Raw genomic sequence first — 22143 nt, 5'->3', positions numbered from 1 at the left:
TTGCCGATTGTCGTTCAGCCGATGCGTCGCTCCAGCACTTGCGCCTGCTTGGGGCGGCAGAAAATGAGGATCAGTGCAGACACGCGCTCGCCCGTTGCCTGCCGCAGCAGATCGGCGTAGACGGCCAACTGCGTCCAGTACTCGTCCAGCGTGTGCGGCGAGACGCCCACATCGGTCTTGTAGTCGACGATGACCAGGTCGCCGTCATCGTCTCTGAAGACGAGGTCGGCAACCCCTTCGACAACAGTCGTTCCGTCTGGGGATATTCCCGCGAGCTGCAACTCACGCCAATGTTCGGTTACCGCAGCACGTCTCACCGGCTCCGATTCGGCCGCGGACCGGGCGAGCGACACGAATCGTTCGACGTCCGCCAACCCCATCCGGACCGCCGCACTACGGGCGACCTCGTCGAAGCCCTCCAGCCGCAGGTCGGTCTCGTCGAGCACTGCATGCAGCGCTGTACCCAACTCCGCACCGCTCTCGGTCGCCCCCGCCGCGCCCTGTACGACTTCGATCCATTCTGCTTGCGTCAGCGCCCCCGAACGCTGGTACTCCTCGAGAACCGCGATCGCCCGCACCGTGTCTGCGTGCGCGACATGGGTTGCCGACACCGCCGTCGGTACGGCCGATGTCTGCCGCACGATCGCCGTTTCGGCGAGCCATTCGTCGAACGTCGGGAGCGCCGAACCCGAGCGCGACGCGCCGTCCTCGCGTCGGACCGCTTCGAGGAGTTCGGGCGCAGTACATTCCAGCCCCTGGACACCCTCGGCGACCAATCGGCCCCAGCCTTCACCCTTCGGCTGATAGCCGGACACAGCGAGAAAGCTTTCGGCCCGAGTGCACGCGACGTAAAGCAACCGCACCCGCTCGGCCGCTGCGTGCGCACGCTCGACGGTCGCAACCGCGTCGAAACCCGCCGACCGCGCGGTGCGTGAAAGGTTGACATGCAGTCCGCCGCGCTCGTCCCAGAGGACCGGATCCATCGAATTTCGGTAGCCCGCACTCATCCCCGTGACGATGACCATCGGAAACTGCAGACCCTTCGCGGCGTGAATCGTCATGATCCGCACCGCGTTCACACCTATCTCGGGCAGCACGGCCTCTGCCACACGTGCGTTCTCTTCCTCCTGGGTCGACGCCCAATCGAGGTAGTCACGCAGGTCGCCACGATCCTCGCTGTACCAGGCATGTGCCTGATCGATGACGAACCTGAGCCTGCGCCACACGTCTCGGTGCCGCGGCGAATCCATCGACACTTCGAACACTCTGCGATCGGTCGCGAGCCGGCTGAGCAGCGCTCCCGGACTCAACCGATGTAGATCGAACCACACCGACTTCAAATACCCGATCGCGTCGTGCACGGGCGATTGCTCCAGACCCTCGGGTGGATCTGCGAACAGCGACCATCGCCCACGGGCAGCCGACCAGCGCAACAGATCGTCGTCGCCGCAAGCGAACAGCGGCGTGCGCAACGCGGCGACGAGTGCAGCGGCATCCGCAACATTCGCAAGCGCGCGGCAGGTCACCAAAAGGTCGTGCACCTCCTGGGTCGAGTACACCAACGATGATGCTTCCGAACGGAATTCGATCCCTGCCGCATCGAGCGCCTTCTCCAGAAACGGCAGGACGGCACGCGACGGAATCAGAATGCAGATGTCGCGCAGGTTCATCGGTACGTGGGAATACGAACCGTGCGATCCCGATTCCTTCTGCCAGCCCTGGCCGAGGGCTGTTGCGATCACCCTTGCCACATCGCGTGATTCGCGGGCGCGCGCAACCGCGGCCGGCGCCAGCGATTCTTCGCCGCTCACCGGTTCGTCGTTATCACCGAACACGAATGGCGCTGGACCCCAGCCTGATTCGTGCCAGTCCGGTCGGCCGGGGGCAGGATCGAGCGGCACATAGGCTGCCTGCATATGATGCTGCGCGACAACGAGTCGGCCGAAAACCGTATTCACCCAATCGAGTACGGGCTTCGTCGATCGAAAGTTGGTCGTCAGCGCCACGATGTCGGCGTGACCGGCATTGTCTCGGGCTGCCATGTAGGAGGCGATGTCTGCACGCCGGAACCGGTAGATCGATTGTTTCGGATCGCCCACCGTGAACAACCTGCCGCGCACACCCGCAACGATTCGCAGCGCCATCTCCAACTGCAGCGGATCGGTGTCCTGGAACTCGTCGAGCAGGATCCGCTGGTAGGAATCACCCACCGCCGCAGCGACATCAGGATCGTCGAGGACGTCGCGGGCGTACACCAGCAGATCGTGAAACTCGAGTTCGCCACGGCGCCGGCGCTGCGTCGCCTCCTCTCGTATGACACGCGACATGTGGTGCACGACAATTGCGAGCGCTGCAGCGACGTACTCGTGGCGCACGCGTTCGGCGAACGAACGCAAGTCCTTCAGCGACTGCTTGATTTCCTTGACCCGGCCCGCACCGCCGGACCAACTGGCTCCGCGCCCACCGCTGCCCGGACCTGGGCACGTATCGATCACACTGAGCCAGGCGTCCGAGTTGCGAGCCTCGAACATGTCGTCGCGCCAGAGGCGCACATCGCCCAGCACTACGGCGAGCTTGTCGTCATAATCGCGGCAGTCACGCATCGCCTCGAGCACCGCGTCGGCGGCAACGAGCACAGAGCCGACGTCGGGCGCGCGCATGGCCGGCGCAACATCGTCGACCTCGAGTCGATCCCAGTGCCGATCGAGCGAATCCGCCAGCGCGCGAACCTGATCGAGCGAGGCTCCGGCACTGACCACGATTTTCATCGCGTCCGCCAACCCGGGAGGCGAGGCCTGCGCATCCGCGAAGAGGTCGGCGCGCATCCGGCGCCAGCGCCGCTCGAAGGACAGCTGCGAACCCATCGCATCGACCACCGAAATACGCGGCGGTACACCGGCTTCGAGTGGATGTTCGCCAACGATTCGGGCAGCGAACGCGTGCAGAGTGCCGATCGCCGCAGTGTCGATCTGGGTCAGCGCGACTTCTCGCGCCTGCGACGGTTCGGCGCGCGCAAGTTCGACCCGAACGCGTTCGCGCAGTTCGGCCGCCGCCTTTTCGGTGAAGGTGATGGCGGCGATCCGGTCGAGTTCGACGCCGTCGTGCAGCACGAGATGACAGATCCGCTGCACCAGCGAATGCGTCTTCCCGCTGCCTGCACCGGCTTCGACGAACAGCGTCGATGCTGTGTCGGTCTCGATCCGGACGCGGCCTGCGCGGTCGATGAGTTCGCTCACGACGGGCCCCCGGACGCGTCACCATTGTGGATCGCAATGAACTCGGCCAACTCCGGGGTGCTCTCGAGTGCAACCCAGGCGCGCTCCATTCCGGGCTCACCGATCAGGTCCAGCAGCTGGTCCTCCCAATGAGTGTGTGGCGGCATGGGCGGAAAGTAGCCGGCGGAAATTGCGCGATGAACCACGCCGACACCGTCGCGCAGCGCATCGATCACGGAATCCGTTACCGTATAGCCGATTTCGGCAAACTTACCCTTCGAACTGACGAACCAATACCGCGCGACAACGGGTTCGGCAACGAGCGACCGCGCGTAGAGTCCGTAGACCGGCAGCTGAAATCGCCTGCCCCCCACCGTCGGCGTATCCGCCGTCTGCTGACCGTACGAGTCGGCCTTCCCCGTCTTGTAATCGGTAACCCGCAGCCGGCCGTCACTGTGCCGGTCGATGCGATCGACCGTGCCGGAGAAGCGAATCGAGCCGTCGGCGAGGTCCAGCACCACCTCGTCCGGTGGCGGACCGAAGTCCTGCTCGGCAGCGGTCGGCGTCCACCCCTCCGACAGTTCCCTGTTGTCGCGTGCGAACCATTCCATGAGATCGCGCCGGATGACCGAACTATCTTTCTCCCACAGCTGCGGAAGCCAGCCAGGCGAACCGAAACGGGCCTCGGCGAGAACGTCTTCGCCGATGTCGAGCAGCCTGTCGAGCGAGCGGGGCGCGCCCGCAATACATTCGCGGATGTAGATCTCGAGAACCAGGTGCACCAGATTGCCGCGGGTCAGCGGATCGATAGCTGCGGCATTGTCGGGATCGGGAAGATCGTCGACTTTGAGAATGCGCCGGACAAAGAACAGATAAGGACTGGTCACCCACTCTTCGAGGCGGGTCGGCGGAACCGGGTCGGCGAAGTAGGTGACCAGGTCGCGAACATCCGCAACGTTGCCGTTGAACCGCGTGAACCGACCGTTCAGGCGGTCGCTGCGCATCTGCATCCCGGCCCGAACGACAGCGTCGTCCAAAAGTGTCTGCCGTCCGGATGCGGGCACGCCCGCCAGCGCACGCAGCCGCCACTCGGTGTCTGTCGCGGGACTCGCCCCGATCCGGGCATCCGCGTATTGGGTTGCGGCGTCGAATGATTCGACCGTCACAATCGCAGTTGCGTCCGCCGTGTCGGTCTGCCACGAGGTCACGCCGACGGGTCCACCGGCGAGCGCCTCGAGCGAAGGCAGCAACCATCGCGACGGGACTTTCTCGGCACCGCCGCGCAGGCTCCCGCGCGGGAACGTGACCACCCGATCACCCGTGCCCGCGGCAAGGGTGAGCTGCAACTGACGGCGCTGATGCTCGATCTCGGCTGCTGGCGTCGTCTCCACGAGCCGACTCGGCAGCATCGGATCCTCACGCCGGGCGGCGGGGACGATGCCTTCGGCGGCCCCTACGACGACGACTACGTCGAGGTCGCGGCCGACCCCGGCTGCGATCGGCCCGACGCTCACCCCGGCCCCGAACGTGCCCACCGTCTCGGGCAGAGTTCCGATGCGGACAGCCATTGCCTCCGCGACGCCACGCGTGGTCGACGGGGGCGCGACGCCGTCCATGTCGCCCAGCCCAGCCGCCATCGCACGGACAGTCGCGAAGTCGGGTCCGCCGACGAAGAAGCGGTCGAGCAGCGCGACAAGTTGGTCCGAGCAGTCGGCCCACGTCGACGCCGACGAGAGGGACCGCAGGTCACGCTGCAGGGCGGTCACGAAGTCGGAGAGCGTCGCAGCAGTCTCCGAGTAGTACGAGTCGGCGGGTACCTCACTGAGCCGGTCCCAGTCAGGACCGCCGACGATCGGTGCGGCGACGCGCGTCAGTTGCTCGATACGGACCTGATTCAGGCGCTGCCCATCGACGTCCAGCCACCGGACGGCACGCTCCGCCAGAATCGCAAGCAATTCACGGCGCGGCATGACCTCCGTGTCCAGTTCGAGCAGGCGCAGCAACGAGCGCGCGACCGGACGATCCAGCAGCGAGTGGCATTGCGGCCCAGCGAATTCCACATCGGCGCGCGCGAAATGCTCATGAATCAACTGCAGGTACGGATCGGCAGTTCCGTAAAAGACACCGACCCGCGACCCCGGCACACCGGCAGCGAGCCGCGACCGGACCAGCCTCGCTACCGACCGGACCTCGTCGTCGGCATCCGAGGCGTGGACGACCATCGTCGCGAGTACCTCGGCGCAGTCGTCGACCGTTTCACCCACGCGTTGCAATCGGCCCAGGAAAGCGGATTCCGCGGGATCGCCACCGGACGGCAGGAAGACAACGACCGACCCGAGCTCGGCGATCCGTGCCGTCGCGGCTGTATAGGCCTCGTGCTGCAAAAAGTACTTCGCAGAGTGCGCGCCAACCGCGACACGATGCACACGCAACATGTCTGCGACGAGCGCTGAGGCGTTCGCCGAATCCGCCCCGGCAAATCTGGCGAGCCGCCACGACGCTCCTGCGATCGCCTGCGCGGTGATCGCCTGGTCGGCAACCGGCGCGAACACCCCCGGCTCGTCGGCGAGAACCCGCGCAACGGCGGCCTCCAGGAGCGGATACGGCAACGCCAACCGCGGACTCAACGCCGGTGCGGCGAGGCGGTCGACGACCTGCGCAACTGTCAGCACGCGGGTATTCGCGACACCGCCGTGCGAGCCGAGGTATTGCAATGCGTCTCGACCAGCACCGAAGCTGGGCACGACGACCGTGACCGCGGCCAGCGGCGAGCCTGCCTTCGCCCGCAGAACGGCGGCGGACAGCCTTTCGTACGCATCGTGCGACACACTCACTCCCGCCCTGCTCACCCCGGCATCATGTCTTATGCCTCCGACAATCGAGAATCGCCCGACACCCTTCATACCCGTCCACACCGATTTGTTGTGGCGCAGCCGCCGCGACGCAGGCACTGTGGAGGCATGAGCCTGCACCGGTCGAGCTGACTGCTTTCGACACGCCCTGCCGTGGGCAGGCTGTCGATTACGCACACGGGAGCAGCACATGACCAACGCAGATCTGACACTCATCGCGGTCCTTCTGGACCGCTCCGGCTCGATGTTCTCCATCAAGTCGGACACCGAAGGCGGCTTCGACGCCTACATCGCCAAACAACGCGAGCAGCCGGGGGGCGTGCACGTCACCCTTGCCCAGTTCGACGACGTCTACGAGCGGGTCTACTCGAACGTTCCGATCGAGAACGTTGCGCCACTCGTCCTGGAGCCGCGGGGAGTCACGGCGCTCTACGACGGAATCGGCCGTCTTACAACCGAGATCGGTCAGGAGCTCGCCGCGCGGCCCGAACACGAGCGGCCGGGGAAAGTAATCGTCGTCGTGTTGACCGACGGCCACGAGAATGCCAGCAAGGAGTGGACTCACTCCGCGGTGCGAGAAGTGATCACTCGGCAGGAACGCGACTATGCCTGGGACTACCTCTTCCTCGGCGCGAACATCGACGCCGTCGCCATCGGCGAGCAACTCGGATTCAAGGGCGGCAAGTCGCTGACCTACGCACCGTCCGCCGCAGGCGTGTCGGCCGCATTTGCCGCTGCCGCGAACTACACGAGTCGCAAACGAGCGGCAGCACCCGGCGCGGCCGTCGAAGAATTCACAGACGCGGACCGCTCGAGTTCCATGCAGACCTGAGCGCGCGCACCTTTCGCCACACGGCTCGCAGCTGTACCAGATTCGGGACGGAGGCAGCGCGGCACGGGCAACTTGTCGGACCGCACCGATACGTTTCCCTGCATGGCGCGCAACCGATTCACCTACGAGGACGTCGCCGACCTCCGCGATTGTGTGGGGTCGGCAGTGTTCGCTCGCGGACTCACGCATGCACGTGAGTTCGCGATCGGGCAACTCGCCTGGTATCCAGACGAACTCGCCCTCGAAGGTGACGTCGAAGGCAGTAGCGGCGTCCGCTACGACGCAGTGGCCTACTTCGCCGACAACGAAGGCCGGCTCGGGCTCGCGTCGAGCGACTGCACCTGCCCTTTCGATGGGGTGTGCAAGCACGTCGTCGCTCTCGTCCTCACAGCGATGCACGCGATCGCACCCGCTCGGCCGGCGCCTCCCGCAGTCGCGGTGGTGCCTGCACCACCCGCGACACCCGCGTGGGAGCGTTCCCTACGGCCACTCCTGCCGCCCGAGCCCGGCGACCACGAATGGCACACGGGCGCGAACCCGCTTGCGATCGAGCTGACGCTGGTCACTGCGACAGGTGCCGACACCCGCCCGAGCGTCCTCGCGAAACCTGTGAAACGGGGCAGAACCGGCTGGATCAGCGGCGGGTTGACGTGGACGTCGGTGACCGCGCTCCACGCGTCGTCCGGCCATCCGGCAGAACACGTCCGGTTGCTCAAAGAGTTCTACGCGGTCTACTCGTCAGGCCGGCATCGCCATTCCTACTATCACTTCGGCGACGAGAAGACGATCGACCTCGCGACCTTCGACAGTCGCCAACTCTGGCCGCTTCTCGACGAACTCACCGCAGCCGGAGTGCAATTGGTCTACGCGCGCAAAGACACGCGCACCGTACGGCACTCTGCGACGGCCGAGTTCTGCTTGGATTTTCGAGCGACCGAGTTCGGCCTGACGATCACGCCGATCGTTCGCGTCGACGGCACCGCGGCGAGCCCACTCGCGGTCGGGTTCATCGGAACGACGGGACACGGCGTCGTCCACGCAGAACAGTCGAACCGCTTCCAGTTGGCGCGATTCCCGTCGCCGGTTCCCCCGCGTCTGCAGCAAATGGTCATCGACGGCCAGCAGATCGACATCCCCGCGGCGGAGCAGTCCCGGTTCGTCATCGAGTACTTTCCTACTCTCACGAGGTCAGCCACGATTACGTCGTCGGACGAATCCTTCACGCCGCCGACTGTTTCCGATCCACGCCTTGCGCTGCGCGCTACGTATGCCGACGAACACTCGCTCACCGTCGACTGGGAGTGGGCCTATCGAATCGGCGAACACGAAGTCCGCGCCCCGCTGGACCCAAGGGGAGGCGGCACGTCGTTTCGCGATCCGGCACGCGAACGTCAATTGCTCGAAGGGCTGGACCTTCCGCCGGACTCGTCGGCTGCACTCGCCGCGCACTCTCAACTCGCCGGCATCGATACGATGAGATTCACCACCGAGCTGCTGCCGTTGCTCGCCTCCGACGACGATGTTCAGGTCGAGGTAGTCGGCACTCCACCCGACTACCGCGAGGCCGGCGACTCACTGCGAATCGGGCTGAGTACCACGGCATCCGCCGCGAATTCTGACTGGTTCGACCTCGGTCTGTCGATCTCGGTCGAAGGTCAGGAGGTACCGTTCGCCGACGTCTTCACCGCGCTGGCGCGCCAACTGACCCACTTACTCCTACCCAGCGGCGCCTACTTCTCGTTGGAGAAGCCCGAGCTGCAAACGTTGAAACGCCTCATCGAAGAGGCGCGCGAACTGCAGGACACCCCCGGTGGCGGTCTGCGCATCAGCAGATTTCAAGCGGGCCTGTGGGACGAATTCAGTCAACTCGGCATCATCGAAAGCCAAGCCGCCGAATGGCAGAATCAAGTCGAAGGCCTGCTCACTCTCGATTCGATCGAATCGGCACCATCACCGCGCGGACTGAAGGCCCAGCTGCGGCCCTACCAGGTCGATGGTTTCCGCTGGCTGACATTCCTGTGGACGCACAACCTGGGCGGAATTCTCGCCGACGACATGGGGCTGGGTAAGACCGTGCAATCGTTGGCGCTGATCTGCCACGCGCGCGAGCAGAAACCCGCCGACGCACCGTTCCTGATCGTGGCGCCTACGAGTGTCGTGCCGAACTGGGCCGCCGAATGTGCCCGGTTCGCACCGCATCTCGACATCGTCGCAATCGACGAAAGCCTCGCCAAGCTCCCCAACCGTGATCGCGTCCTCGGTGGTGCCGATGTGGTCGTGACGTCGTACGCACGGTTTCGGATCGACTACGAGAAGTACGCCGAATTGCCCTGGTCTGCTTTGATTCTCGACGAGGCACAGTTCGTGAAAAACAACCAGTCCAAGGCCTACGTGGCAGTGCGCGCACTGCCGGTTCCCTTCAAGCTCGCGATCACCGGAACACCCATGGAGAACAACCTCGGCGAGCTCTGGTCGCTCCTGTCCATCACCGCGCCGGGTCTTTTCCCGAGCCTCAAGAAGTTCGGCGAGTACTACCGCAAGCCGATCGAAAAGCAAGGTGACCGGGAGCTTCTCGCGCAGCTGCGCCGCCGGATCAGGCCACTTGTGTTGCGGCGCAACAAGGAACAGGTTGCCGCCGACCTGCCCGCGAAGCAGGAGCAGGTACTCGAACTCGACCTCCATCCCCGGCATCAGAAGCTCTATCAAACGCACCTGCAGCGCGAGCGCCAGAAGATACTCGGGCTGATCGACGACATGGACCGCAATCGCTTCACGATCTTCCGGTCGCTGACACTGCTGCGTCAGTTGAGTCTCGACGCTTCGCTCGTTGACGACACCGTCAGCCCCGGCAGCATGCCCTCGGCAAAGGTCGACGCGCTGGCCGACCAACTCCACGACGTGGTCGACGGCGGCCACCGCGCCCTGGTCTTCAGCCAGTTCACCGGCTTCCTCGCGACGGTGCGGAAACGGCTGGAGGCGGAGGGAGTGCGCTACTGCTACCTCGACGGCTCGACCCGTGATCGTGCGGCCGTCGTCGAAGAATTCAAGAGTGGCAGTGCACCGGTCTTTCTCATCAGCCTGAAGGCCGGCGGATTCGGCCTCAACCTCACCGAAGCCGACTACGTCTTCCTCATGGATCCGTGGTGGAACCCCGCGACAGAGGCGCAAGCAGTCGACCGCACACATCGGATCGGGCAGACTCGGAATGTCATGGTCTATCGACTGATTTCCAGAAACACGATCGAGGAAAAAGTCATGGCGCTCAAGGCGAAGAAGGCCTCGCTCTTCTCCAGCGTGCTGGACGCGGACAGCATGCTGAGCGCAAGCCTCACAGCCGACGACATTCGCGGGCTGTTCGAATGATCGGTCGGAGCGCAGGGGACATCGCTGCTCTCGCTCCCGATGCTGCGTCGCTCGCCACCGCCCGACGCCTCGGACCGCAGTTTTCTGCAACCGGCCACCACGGCTCGACGCTGTGGGGTTTGTGCGCGGGTAGCGCCGCGAAACCGTACGAAGTTGTCGCCGATCTCGGCGGGCCGGCATTCACCTGCTCGTGCCCAAGCCGGCGGAACCCGTGCAAGCACGCCCTCGGGCTACTGATCGCGTGGTCGGAGGACGCCGTTCCAGCGCAGGATGCAGTGGCACCCTTCGCTGTCGCGTGGCTCGAATCGCGTACCGGACAGCCATCGACGCAGGGTTCACCGAAACCGCGATCGAGCAACCCGGCGACAGTGCAACAGCGAGCAGATCGGGTGAGCGCAGGACTCGAGGACCTCGAGACGTGGCTGGTGGATCAGATCCGCACCGGGCTGGCGCAGGCAGATCGGTCGTTTCGGACGTTCGAATCGATTGCCGCCCGAATGACCGACGCGCAGGCACCAGGCGTCGCATCCACGTTGCGCCGCATTCCGTATACCGTTGCTACACGCGAAGATTGGCCAGCCCGCCTGCTCGCCGATTACGCACAGCTCCATCTACTCGTCGCGGCCCATCGCCGGATCGAGGAGCTTCCCGAGCCGCTCGCGGCATCGGTGCGGTCACATATCGGCTACCCGATCAAGGCCGAGGCCGTGCTCGAACGCCCTGCGGATTCCGATCACTGGATGATCCTCGGCAGCCGGGTCACCGAGGAGAATCAGCTCTTCGCACGGAAACTCTGGCTACGCGGACGTGACTCCCGGAAGTGGGCCGTTCTCCTGGACTTCTCGTTCGGCTCGCCGAACTTTCCGAGCGAAGTACCCGGACCCGGTTTCGTCATCGACCTCGACATCCACTTCTATCCGGGTGCCGCTCCGCTGCGCGGGAAAGTCGGCAAACGGCACAGTCGCCCCGAGCCCTTCACGACACTCGCCGGGTCGACCATCGACGATTCGCTCGCCGACTACGCGCACGCGCTGGGAGCAGATCCCTGGTTGCGGTCGTGGCCGATGCTGCTCAGCGACGTTGTGCCGACGGCGACGAGCGGACAGTGGCGCGTCGTCGGTGCCGACGGCGCCGCGCTTCCACTCACCCACCCCTTCGACGAGCCGCCACCCTGGAAGCTGCTCGGAATATCCGGTGGTCACCCGATCACAGTCATCGGCGAATGGACGGGAACGGGGCTGCAGCCGGTCTCGGTATTCACGGCGGGCCAGGTGGTCCAACTGTGAACGAAGAACTGGTTTCCGCCGCGCTCCTCGGAACGGCGCGCAAGCAGCCGGACTTCCGCTACATCGATGTCGGAATCGACTCCGAACGGCTCTCGGGTGATCCGGCGACCGTTCTGTTGAACGCAGCCGCACTGGAATTCGCCTACGAACGCGGTGCGCTCGCAGCTACCCCGGCGACGATTCCCGAAGCGGCCGAAGACGACCCGCGATACCTGCTACCCAGCGACGCCGTCGGACGGGTTCTCGAACTACTGGCAACGCGATCACCGGTGCTAGGCGAATGGTTCGCCGAAGCACAACGGCGCGACTACCGCGCACCGGACGAAAGCATGGCTGCCCTGCTGGCCTTTGCGGCGTCGAGCGCCGAACATCGCCGCAGTATCCTGCGCCTCGCTGGAACACGTGGCCAGTGGCTTGCGAAACAGAACTCCGAATGGGCGGACTTGGTTGCTTTCCGCCCGGGGGACGTCGACATCTGGACGCACGGCGCGACAAGAGACCGGCGCCGCTGGCTCGCGGAACTGCGGGACGCCGATCCCGCGGCGGCGCGCTCCCACCTGGCCGCGACGTGGTCGAGCGAAACCGGCACCGATCGCGCCGCTTTCCTAGCCCAACTCGAGGTCGGTTTGAACAACTCCGACGAAGACCTCCTCGAGTCCGCGCTCGACGACGGACGCAGAGAAGTGCGAGAAACAGCCGCGCGCCTACTGCGTCGGCTTCCGCACTCACGCTACGGCGAACGCATGGCGGCCCGCGCACGGTCCTGGTTGCACGTCGAGGGCGGAGATCACGTCACCGTCAGCGTGCCGACCTCGATCGATACCACCGGACGTCGAGATGGTATCTCCGACAACGATTTTCGGGCCACGAACAAGCGTGCGGCATGGCTGCTACAGGTCGTCGGCGCAACACCACTCAGCACGTGGGCGGACCTGTTCGATTCGCCCGCTCGGGCGGTCACCAGCGGTATCGACGCGGACTGGCACATGTGTGTCGTCCGCGGCTGGGCGCAAGCCGCTGTCGCGCAGGCCGATTCGGAGTGGGCAGACGCACTGATCGACGAATCGCATGCCGACATCGCTTCACTTCTGACCCAGGCGAGCGAAGCCGCCCGGGAGCGCTACATCCTCGGCTCGACCCCAGCGTTGCTGACGGCGCCGGCGCCGAATCCACTGAGCACCCTGCGACATCCCTGGTCGCGGGAAGTGTGCCTGCACGTCTTGAAATTGATTCTCGAGCGGTCCGACGGCGCAGTCAAAGAGCTCCGGCGAACGCGCACCAACTCGCCTGCCGGCGCGGACACCGCGCTGCGCTTGGCTCGCGCGAACTTTCCGATCGAGGCCTTTCCGGCGGTTCGCGCAGCCGCCGACCGCTGCGCAGACCCCGGGTGGGCCCAGTCGTTGAACGCCATCGCGCACACACTCATCCAACGCAAGACAATGCTCGAGGAGCTGCAGTGACCGAAGCGATCGATCGATCCCTACTGCGCCCGCATGCCGAACAAGCTTATGCGAGCGAACTTTCCGCGCTCGCACGAACGGACGATCGCCCACGGCCACCCTCGTGGCGACTTTCGCCGTGGGCAGTCGTGACCTATTTGCTCGGCGGCGTTCTCACTGACGGCACGACGATCACGCCGAAGTACGTCGGCCCGCGCCGACTGGTCGAGGTCGCTGTGGCGACCCTCGCCACGGACCGGGCGTTGTTACTGCTCGGCGTTCCAGGCACAGCCAAAACATGGGTCTCGGAACATCTTTCGGCAGCCATTTCCGGTGCGTCGACTCTGCTCGTCCAGGGCACATCAGGCACACCCGAGGAAGCGATCCGCTACGGCTGGAACTACGCGCGTCTGCTTGCCGAAGGGCCGACCGACGGCGCGCTCGTACCGTCGCCGGTGCTGACGGCGATGCGCGAGGGTCGTATCGCACGAATCGAAGAGCTCACCCGCATCCCCGCCGACGTACAGGATGCGCTCATCACGATACTGTCCGAGAAGACGCTGCCGATCCCCGAACTGGCCACAGAAGTGCAGGCCACCAAGGGATTCAACGTGATCGCCACTGCCAACGATCGCGACCGGGGCGTCAACGAACTCTCGTCCGCCCTCAGACGGAGATTCAACACCGTGGTGTTGCCGCTGCCCGCGACCGAGGAAGAGGAGGTCGCGATCGTCACGCGCCGCGTCGAGCAACTCGGTTCGGCCCTGGAGTTGCCACCGGTTCCCGCTGTCGCAGAAGAGATTCGCCGCGTTGTCAGCGTGTTTCGCGAACTCCGATCCGGCGCAACCACAGACGGCCGAACGAAGTTGAAGTCACCATCGGGCACACTCTCGACAGCCGAAGCAATTTCGGTTATCACCAGCGGACTCGCCCTGTCTGCCCATTTCGGCGATGGAGTCTTGCGCGCCGCCGATATCGCGGCGGGCATCGTGGGCTCGGTCATCAAGGATCCGGTCGCCGATTCGGTCGTTTGGAACGAGTACCTCGAAGCTGTCGTTCGCGAGCGTGCGGATTGGGCCGACTTCTACAGAGCATGCCGAGAGGTCAGCGGGTGACCGAGCAACTCACACGCGTCTTCGGAATCAGGCATCACGGGCCCGGTTCCGCGCGCTCATTGCGCGCAGCGCTCGACGAATTCGAGCCGGATGCGATTCTTATCGAAGGACCCGGGGACGCTGATTCGCTTGTGGCGCTGGCAAGTTCGGGCGACATGCGCCCGCCCGTCGCGCTACTCGCTTATGCCACCACCGAACCGGCCAAGGCCGCGTTCTGGCCGTTCGCTGTCTTCTCACCCGAATGGCAGGCGTTGCAATGGGCTGCCCGCCACGACATTCCGGCGCAGTTCTGCGATCTGTCGGCCGCACACGCACTCGCTTCGGCGGACCGCACGAGAGGTGGTGGCGATCCGTTGGAACGGCTGGCGGCCGCTGCGGGATACGACGACGCCGAACGCTGGTGGGACGCGGTCGTCGAATCCAGCTCCGACTCCGCATCGTTCGAAGCGATCACCGAGGCGATGACGCAGCTTCGCGAAACGTCGACGATCGACCAACCCACGCTGGTTCGTGAAGCACAGATGCGCCAGGTCATGCGCCGCGTGCTCAAGGCCGGAGCGACCCGGCTGGCCGTTGTCTGCGGCGCCTGGCATGCGCCGGCGCTCAACGGCGCACTCGGTCCGGCAGCACCGGATGCCCGGCTGCTCAAAGGATTACCCAAAGTCAAGACATCGCTCACGTGGGTGCCCTGGACTCATTCGAGGTTGTCCGCGGCTTCCGGTTACGGTGCAGGGATCACCTCGCCGGGCTGGTATCACCACCTGTTCACACAGACCGACAAGCCGATCGACCGGTGGCTCACAAAGGTGGCCAGAGTACTTCGAACCCAAGATCTACCTGTTTCCAGCGCGCACGTCATCGAATCGGTCCGGCTCACGGAAACGCTGGCCGCCATGCGATCTCGGCCACTTGCAGGCCTCGCCGAAGTCACCGACGCCACGCGTGCGGTCTTGTGCGACGGCGACGAAGTCGTACTCGAGTTCGTGACCGAGCGGATGGTCGTCGGCGAGGAGCTCGGCAGAGTGCCCGACGAAACACCGACCGTGCCGTTGGACGCCGACCTGCGGTCGAAGATTCGATCGCTGCGCCTCAAGCAAGAAACCTCGGCTAAGAAACTGGACCTCGACCTCCGGAGGAACAACGATCTCGCCAAATCCCGCCTCCTGCACCGACTGTCGCTCATCGGTATCGGCTGGGGCACTGTGATCGACAGCGAGGTTCGCAACATGGGCACCTTCCGCGAGACCTGGTCGTTGCGGTGGCAGCCCGATTACGCGGTCTCCATAGTCGAAGCATCGATGTGGGGCACCACTGTCGAGGCCGCGGCCGAAGCGAAGGTGCTCCACGCTGCCGGAGAATCTGCGGTCACCCTGGGCGAACTAACAGCGCTGCTCGAGAAAACGCTCGTCGCCGACCTCGCCGGCGCGCTGCCCGAGTTGCTCGCCCGCGTCGAGACCGCGGCCGCCCTCGACCAGGACGTGGTCCACCTTCTCGCCGCAGTGCCGCCACTGACCCGCACGATGCGCTACGGCGACGTCCGCGGCACGGACACAACGGCATTGACCCACGTCAGCGACAGCATGCTTATTCGGATAGCCGCCGGGATGGCAACGGCAGTCACCAACCTCGACGATGACAGCGCAACCGAACTGCGCACTCTCGTCGATGATGCCCACGCCGCGATCATGACGCGTGACGACACCGTCGCTTCCGAGCGATGGATGAGCACGCTCGAATCGATAAGCAACCGCGACGACGTCCACGGCGTGCTGGTCGGCAGATTTGTCCGATTGCTTCGCGACGCCGGCCGCATCTCCGAACCCAGCTCCGCGACCAGGCTCTCCCGTGCGTTGTCGATCGGCTCGAAGCCTGCCGCCAAGGCGGCGTGGGTCGAAGGATTCCTCGGCGGTAGCGGTCTGTTGCTCGTGCACGACCGGGAGTTGCTCCGCTTACTCGACGAGTGGGTCGGCAACCTGGTCGAACAGGACTTCACCGACATACTCCCCCTGCTGCGTCGCACCTTCGGCTCATTCGACACCGGCGAGCGGCACGCGGTGGGGCAAGCCGTACGAAGTCCCGGCGAAACTCGTCGTGCGCGCGCGGTCGACCGCGATCCCGAGCGCGGCCGGATCGCCATTCGCACTGTCGCAGAGATCCTGGGTGTGTCATGACGACGGACGCGGACCGCCTGCGCAGATGGCGCCTGGTGCTCGGGCAGGCAGCAGAGGAGGGCACAGGCCACCTGACTTCCCGGGACGACCTCGCAATGGACGGCGCATTGGGCGCGCTGTACGACGCAGAAAAGCCGGGACCAGGCGAAACAGGCCGGCGCGCGGGTGGGCTGGAAGGTTCGGCGCCGCGGGTTGCGCGCTGGTTGGGCGACATCAGGACCTACTTTCCGAGCAGCGTCGTTCAGGTGATGCAGAAGGACGCCATCGAGCGACTCGACTTGGCCACCCTGCTGCTCGAGCCCGAACTTCTGGATGCGGTCGAGCCGGATGTGCACCTGGTCGGGACCTTGCTGAGCCTGAATCGGGTGATGCCCGAGACGACGAAGGCGACGGCCAGGAGCGTGGTCGAGAAGGTCGTCAGGGAGATCGAGAGCCGCATCTCCGGGCGCACTGCGGCTGCCGTCACGGGCGCACTGAACCGCGCCGCTCGCACCTCGCGTCCGCGCCATTCCGATATCGACTGGAATCGTACGATTCGCAGGAATCTCTCGCGATATCTGCCCGAGTTCAAAACCGTTGTACCCGAACAGATCGTCGGGTACGGACGCAAAGCCCGGGCAGTGCAACGAGACGTCGTGCTCGCAATCGACCAGTCGGGATCGATGGCGGCAAGCGTGGTCTACGCATCGATTTTCGGAGCCGTACTCGCCTCGATGCGGTCGCTGAAGACATCGCTCGTCGTGTTCGACACCGCGGTCGTCGATCTCACCGACAAACTCGCCGATCCCGTCGACGTGCTGTTCGGTACCCAACTCGGCGGCGGAACCGACATCAACCGTGCGGTCGCGTATTGCCAGGGACTGGTCACCCGGCCGACGGACACCCTGCTGATCCTGATCACCGACCTGTACGAGGGTGGCGCACGCGATCAGATGCTGCGCCGGATCGCCACCATGACCGCCGCGGGCGTACAAATCGTCGTCCTGCTCGCCCTGTCCGACGACGGCGCGCCGTCGTTCGATCACGACAATGCGGCGGCCCTCGCTGCGCTCGGCGTACCGGCATTCGCATGCACACCCGACCAGTTCCCGGACCTCCTCGCGATCGCCCTCGATCGCGGCGACGTCACGCGCTGGGCGCGTGTTCAGACAGCTGACCGGCAAATGACGCGCTAACCCCAGGAGACGAGGTGACCGCACGACCCGAACGCACTGGGATTCGCAGCGCGCAACACACCCGAACGAGATGCTACCGATGAGTAACAAGAATGAAGCCGAGAATCGTTACGCCGCAACGTTACTCACGAGTAAGGGCGCACCGGCCCCGATGCGGGAAAAGTCACTGCTCAACCCGCCGCGAACCAATGCCCTTGCGCCCGAAAGGTATTCGCGAGATGTTTGCCGGAAGCAACGATCTGCACCCGTGTCGAGTTTGGACACCGCCGCTGCGATGCTGCACGCTAGACGACGTAAAGCGACCGGTAGACCGGCAGCGGATGCGATTCGGCACGCCGAGCGCATCAGCTGAGGCATGCTGCTAGATGACCTAACGTCAAATCATCGCCGACAACGGCGGTGAGCAGAAACGCCTACACGAACAACGGACGATAGAGAGATATGTTCACTCGGATTGCGGTTGTAAACAGAGGTGAGGCAGCAGTACGCCTGATCAGGGCGGTGCGCGAGCTCAACGCAGAGCACAACTACGGCATTCGCACGATTGCGCTGCACACCGAGGCCGAGCGCCGGGCGATGTTCGTGCGCCAGGCCGACGAATCCGTCACGCTGCGCGCCACCGGCACCGGCAGCCCCTACCTCGACCACAAAGAGCTCGAGCGGGCGCTGCTGGCCGCCAACGCCGACGCCGTGTGGGTCGGCTGGGGCTTCGTCGCCGAGGATCCTGCATTCGCCGAACTCTGCGCCAAACTGAACATCACCTTCATCGGACCGTCAGCCGAAGCGATGCACCTGCTCGGCGACAAGGTCGAAGCCAAGATCCTCGCCGAAAAGGTCGGCGTCCCGGTCGCACCCTGGTCCGGCGGTCCCGTCGAAACCCGCGCCGACGCCCGTCGCCACGCCCAAGCCATCGGCTACCCCCTCATCATCAAGGCCCGCTCCGGCGGCGGTGGCCGCGGCATTCGCAAGGTCTACGCCGAAGACGAGCTCGAACTAGCCCTCGAACGCACCCAGGGCGAAGCCGAACGGTCCTTCGGCGACCCCGTCGTCTTCCTCGAGCGTCTTGTCACCGATGCCCGCCACGTCGAGGTGCAGGTCATCGCCGACAACTACGGCAACGTCTGGGCCCCCGGCGTCCGCGACTGCTCGATCCAGCGCAAGAACCAGAAGGTCATCGAGGAATCCAGTTCCCCTGTTCTTACAAAGGAACAGGCGGATCACCTCCGGTTCGCGTCGGCAGAACTGGTCCACGCGGCCGGATACCGCGGCGCAGGCACAGTCGAGTACCTGTACCAACCCGACCAGCAACTGTTCACCTTCCTCGAGGTCAACACCCGCCTGCAGGTCGAGCACCCGATCACCGAAGCCACCACCGGCCTGGACCTGGTCAAGCTGCAGATCCACGTCGCTTCCGGCGGCCGCTTGGAAGGCGAATGCCCGCCCGAGTTCGGCCACGCGGTCGAGGCCCGGCTCAACGCCGAAGACGCCGACAACGGCTTCGCCCCGGCGCCAGGCACCGTTCAGCTACTGAAGTTCCCGCTCGGTTCCGGTCTGCGCGTGGACACCGGCATCGCCCAGGGCGACGTCATTCCGCCCGACTACGACTCCATGGTCGCGAAGGTCATCGCCTGGGGCCGTGACCGCTCCGAGGCGCTGGCCCGGCTGCGGACCGCGCTGCGCGAAACCACCGTCGTGCTGCACGGCGGCACCACCACCAAGTCGTTCCTGCTCGATCTGCTCGACCGCCCCGAACTGATCTCCGGCGAGGCCGACACCGGGTGGCTCGACCGCACCGGCGCCGGGACCAGCGACGGACCGACCAGGGTTGCCGATATCGCGCTCCTCGCCACTGCGATCGACACCTACGACGCCGAGGAAGCGCACGAGCGCGCTGCATTCCTGTCGTCGGCGCGTGGCGGGCGTCCGCGCGCAAGTCACGCCATCGGCCGTGCCGTCGAACTCTCCTATCAAGGCCAGGCCTACCAACTGACTGTCGGCCAGATCGGCGCGCACCGCTACCGCGTCGACACCGAGAGCGGCGAATACGAGGTCGGCGTGGACCGGCTCGGTGAATTCGAGAGCCGAATCGTCGTGGGCAACAAACGTTTCCATGTCGTATCCATCGCGGGTCCGGCGCACTACCTCGTCGAGGTCGACGGCGTGAGCCATCAGATCAGCCAGGACGAAGCCGGCGTGGTCCGCGCGCCGGCACCCGCCGTCGTCGTCGCTGTACCCGTCGCGGCAGGCGACGAAGTCCAGGCCGGAGCGACGCTCGTCGTGCTCGAAGCCATGAAGATGGAGACAGCGGTCCGCGCGCCGTTTGCCGGCCGCGTCCGCGAAGTACTCGCAGCCGTCAACTCGCAGATCGACGCCGGCGCCCCGCTGCTGCGCGTCGATCCTGTCGACGACGGCGCACCGACGACCCTTGCGCCCCGCGTGGAGTTCGCGAAACCCGCGTCGACGCACAATGCCGACGCACTCACCGAGGCGAAGACCCGGCTCGACGCGCTGCGTGCGGTGATCACCGGCTTCGACGTCGGCGGCGCGCGCGCACGGGAACTCTTCGCCGAGTACGGCACGCTGCGCAACTCGCTGCCGGTCACGCAGACCGGCATGGTGCAGGCCGAACTCGACCTGCTCACGACGTTCGCCGACATCTGCGAACTCTCCCGCAACCGACCCAGCACCTTCGAAGAAGAAGACGCTCACGAGCAGGCCCACAGCCCGCGTGAACACTTCCACGCCTACCTGCTCTCACTCGACGTGGATGTACAGGGACTGCCGGAATCCTTCCGCGACAGGCTTTCCCGCGCGCTCAGCCACTACGACGTCATCGATCTCGAGCGCGGACCGCTGCTGGAAGAAGCCGTTTACCGTCTCTTCCTCGCCCTGCAGCGCATCGAGAATCAGGTGCCGGTCGTGATCGGCCTGCTCGAGCGCTGGCTGACCGACGACGTCGCTGCGCCCGAGGCGAACTCCGAGTTCGCCGAGGTGCTCGACCGACTGATCGATGCCACGCAGGTCCGGTATCCGCTGGTCGGCGACGTCGCGCGAAACTTGCGCTTCCGATTCTTCGACGAGCCCGCGATCAAGGAAATCCGGAACCGCGCGTACGACAACGTCCGCGGCAATCTGCAGTACCTGTCGGAGCGGCCCGACGCGCCCGACTACCAGCAGCGCGTGAAAACGCTCGCAGCCACACCGGAACCGCTGATCGGCCTACTGGCCCAACGCATTTCCAAGCCGGGTGCGTTGCTCGAGGTGATCACACGCCAGTACTACCTGATTCACACGCTCGACGAGGTCAAAGCATTCGAGCAGGACGGTCGGCAGATCGTCACCGGAACGTTCGATCAAGCAGGTGAGCGCGTTCATCTGATCTCGATGTCGACGTCGTACGACGAACTGCGCGAATCGCTTTCAGTGATCGACGGCCTTGCCGGCGCAACACCGGAGGACCTCGCAGTCGACCTGTACCTAGCGTGGAACGACGCGCCGATCGACGGCGACGTACTATCCGCGGCGGTGCAGGAGGTCGTCGCTGCACATCCGGCATCGGCAACGTGGCGCCGCGTTACGCTCACCGTGTTCGCGGCCAACAACTCGATTCAGCAGATCACGTTGCGTGGCACCGGAACCGGCCTTACCGAAGACCGGATCATTCGCGATATGCACCCGTTGACCGGTCAGCGATTCGACTTCTGGCGACTGAAGCACTTCGACGGCACTCGACTCCCTTCGGCCGCCGATACGCACCTGTATCAGCTTGTCGCCAAGGAGAATCCGGCCGACCAGCGCCTCATCGCATTCGCCGAGATCCGTGAGGAGACCATCCAGCGCGATCACGCCGGCAACATCGTCGCGGTCCCTGCGATCGAACGTGCGCTGTCCGCGTGCATGGACGGCATTCGGCGCGAGCAGGCCAAGCGCGGCGAACGCCGCCTCGACAACAATCGCGTCGCCCTCTACGTGTGGCCGATCATCGAAGAGCCGATGGAACAACTCCATGCCATCGGGCAGTACATAGCGCCGCTGACGGCTGGTGCGGGGCTCGAAGAAGTGACGCTCCTGGCGCGGCTGCAGGAGCGCGCGGGCGCTACACCACACGAAGTGGCGCTGCGGTTCTCGTATCGGTCGGGTGCGGGTGTGGTCGTGAAAGCGACCGAGGCACCCACCGAACCACTCAAACCACTCGACGAATACACCCAGAAGGTGCAACGCTCCCGCGCCCGCGGCACCGTCTACCCCTACGAGCTGATCCCGCTGCTGACCGGCGAAGACGGCCACTTCACCGAATACGACCTCGACGAAACCGGGCGCCTGGCCCCGATCCAACGCCCCTACGGTGCCAACAAGGCCGGCATCATCGTCGGCCTGGTCACCACCCCCACCCTGCGCTACCCCGAAGGCATGACCCGCGTCGCCCTCTTCGGCGACCCGACCAAAGCCCTCGGCACCGTCGCAGAAGCCGAATGCTCCCGCATCGTGGCAGCCATCGACCTGGCCGAAGAACTCGACGTCCCCGTCGAATGGTTCACCCTGTCCTCCGGCGCCACCATCTCCATGGAATCCGGCACCGAAAACATGGACTGGGTCTCGCGCGCCCTCCGCCGGATCATCACCTTCACCCAAGGCGGCGGCGAAATCAACGTCATCGTCGCCGGCATCAACGTCGGCGCCCAGCCCTACTGGAAC

10 protein-coding genes are annotated in these 22143 nt (G+C 65.3%); 8 read left to right on the top strand and 2 right to left on the bottom strand.

Annotated features, from left to right (window positions below; all coding sequences use genetic code 11):
- Positions 1-14: 14 nt before the first annotated feature.
- On the bottom strand, positions 15-3236 hold the full coding sequence (locus JGU72_RS25515; protein WP_199686924.1) for a UvrD-helicase domain-containing protein: 3222 nt from the start codon (positions 3234-3236) through the stop codon (positions 15-17).
- Positions 3233-6064: a PD-(D/E)XK nuclease family protein gene (locus JGU72_RS25510; RefSeq protein ID WP_307828604.1), complete on the bottom strand. Its 2832-nt coding sequence runs from the start codon at positions 6062-6064 to the stop codon at positions 3233-3235. Before JGU72_RS25510 ends, JGU72_RS25515 begins: the two co-directional genes overlap by 4 nt.
- A 193-nt stretch (positions 6065-6257) precedes the next feature.
- Here JGU72_RS25510 and JGU72_RS25505 point away from each other — a divergent pair, with 193 nt between their 5' ends.
- From JGU72_RS25505 to JGU72_RS25470, 8 genes are all read left to right on the top strand, one after another.
- The gene (locus JGU72_RS25505) at positions 6258-6899 is read left to right on the top strand and encodes a vWA domain-containing protein (RefSeq protein WP_199686923.1); all 642 of its coding nucleotides are present in this window, start codon (positions 6258-6260) and stop codon (positions 6897-6899) included.
- A gap of 102 nt (positions 6900-7001) precedes the next feature.
- Positions 7002-10262 carry a DEAD/DEAH box helicase gene (locus JGU72_RS25500; protein WP_199686922.1) on the top strand — a complete coding sequence of 1087 codons (3261 nt, stop codon included), beginning with the start codon at positions 7002-7004 and terminating at the stop codon, positions 10260-10262.
- On the top strand, positions 10259-11548 hold the full coding sequence (locus tag JGU72_RS25495; protein WP_233533030.1) for an SWIM zinc finger family protein: 1290 nt from the start codon (positions 10259-10261) through the stop codon (positions 11546-11548). The genes JGU72_RS25500 and JGU72_RS25495 overlap by 4 nt, the downstream gene beginning before the upstream one ends.
- Positions 11545-13008: a DUF5691 domain-containing protein gene (locus tag JGU72_RS25490; RefSeq protein WP_199686921.1), complete on the top strand. Its 1464-nt coding sequence runs from the start codon at positions 11545-11547 to the stop codon at positions 13006-13008. Before JGU72_RS25495 ends, JGU72_RS25490 begins: the two co-directional genes overlap by 4 nt.
- Positions 13005-14102, top strand: a complete 1098-nt coding sequence (locus tag JGU72_RS25485) for an ATP-binding protein (protein ID WP_199686920.1) — start codon at positions 13005-13007, stop codon at positions 14100-14102. The genes JGU72_RS25490 and JGU72_RS25485 overlap by 4 nt, the downstream gene beginning before the upstream one ends.
- Positions 14081-16273 (top strand): DUF5682 family protein, encoded by a 2193-nt coding sequence (locus JGU72_RS25480; protein ID WP_199686919.1) that lies wholly within the window; start codon positions 14081-14083, stop codon positions 16271-16273. The genes JGU72_RS25485 and JGU72_RS25480 overlap by 22 nt, the downstream gene beginning before the upstream one ends.
- Positions 16270-17448, top strand: a complete 1179-nt coding sequence (locus JGU72_RS25475) for a VWA domain-containing protein (protein ID WP_199686918.1) — start codon at positions 16270-16272, stop codon at positions 17446-17448. Before JGU72_RS25480 ends, JGU72_RS25475 begins: the two co-directional genes overlap by 4 nt.
- Before the next feature lie 441 nt (positions 17449-17889).
- Positions 17890-22143: acetyl/propionyl/methylcrotonyl-CoA carboxylase subunit alpha (locus tag JGU72_RS25470; protein WP_199686917.1), on the top strand; the 4254-nt coding region annotated here is incomplete at its 3' end.

The organism is Antrihabitans auranticaus (genome assembly GCF_016481275.1).
Lineage (GTDB): Bacteria > Actinomycetota > Actinomycetes > Mycobacteriales > Mycobacteriaceae > Antrihabitans.
This window is presented reverse-complemented; position numbering and strand designations above follow the sequence as displayed.

Excerpts from the sequence above, each read along its gene's own strand:
- JGU72_RS25480 (WP_199686919.1), top strand. The coding sequence starts at position 14,081 with ATGCCGAGAGGTCAGCGGGTGACCGAGCAACTCACACGCGTCTTCGGA.
- JGU72_RS25505 (WP_199686923.1), top strand. The coding sequence starts at position 6,258 with ATGACCAACGCAGATCTGACACTCATCGCGGTCCTTCTGGACCGCTCC.
- JGU72_RS25475 (WP_199686918.1), top strand. The coding sequence starts at position 16,270 with ATGACGACGGACGCGGACCGCCTGCGCAGATGGCGCCTGGTGCTCGGG.
- JGU72_RS25500 (WP_199686922.1), top strand. The coding sequence starts at position 7,002 with ATGGCGCGCAACCGATTCACCTACGAGGACGTCGCCGACCTCCGCGAT.
- JGU72_RS25495 (WP_233533030.1), top strand. The coding sequence starts at position 10,259 with ATGATCGGTCGGAGCGCAGGGGACATCGCTGCTCTCGCTCCCGATGCT.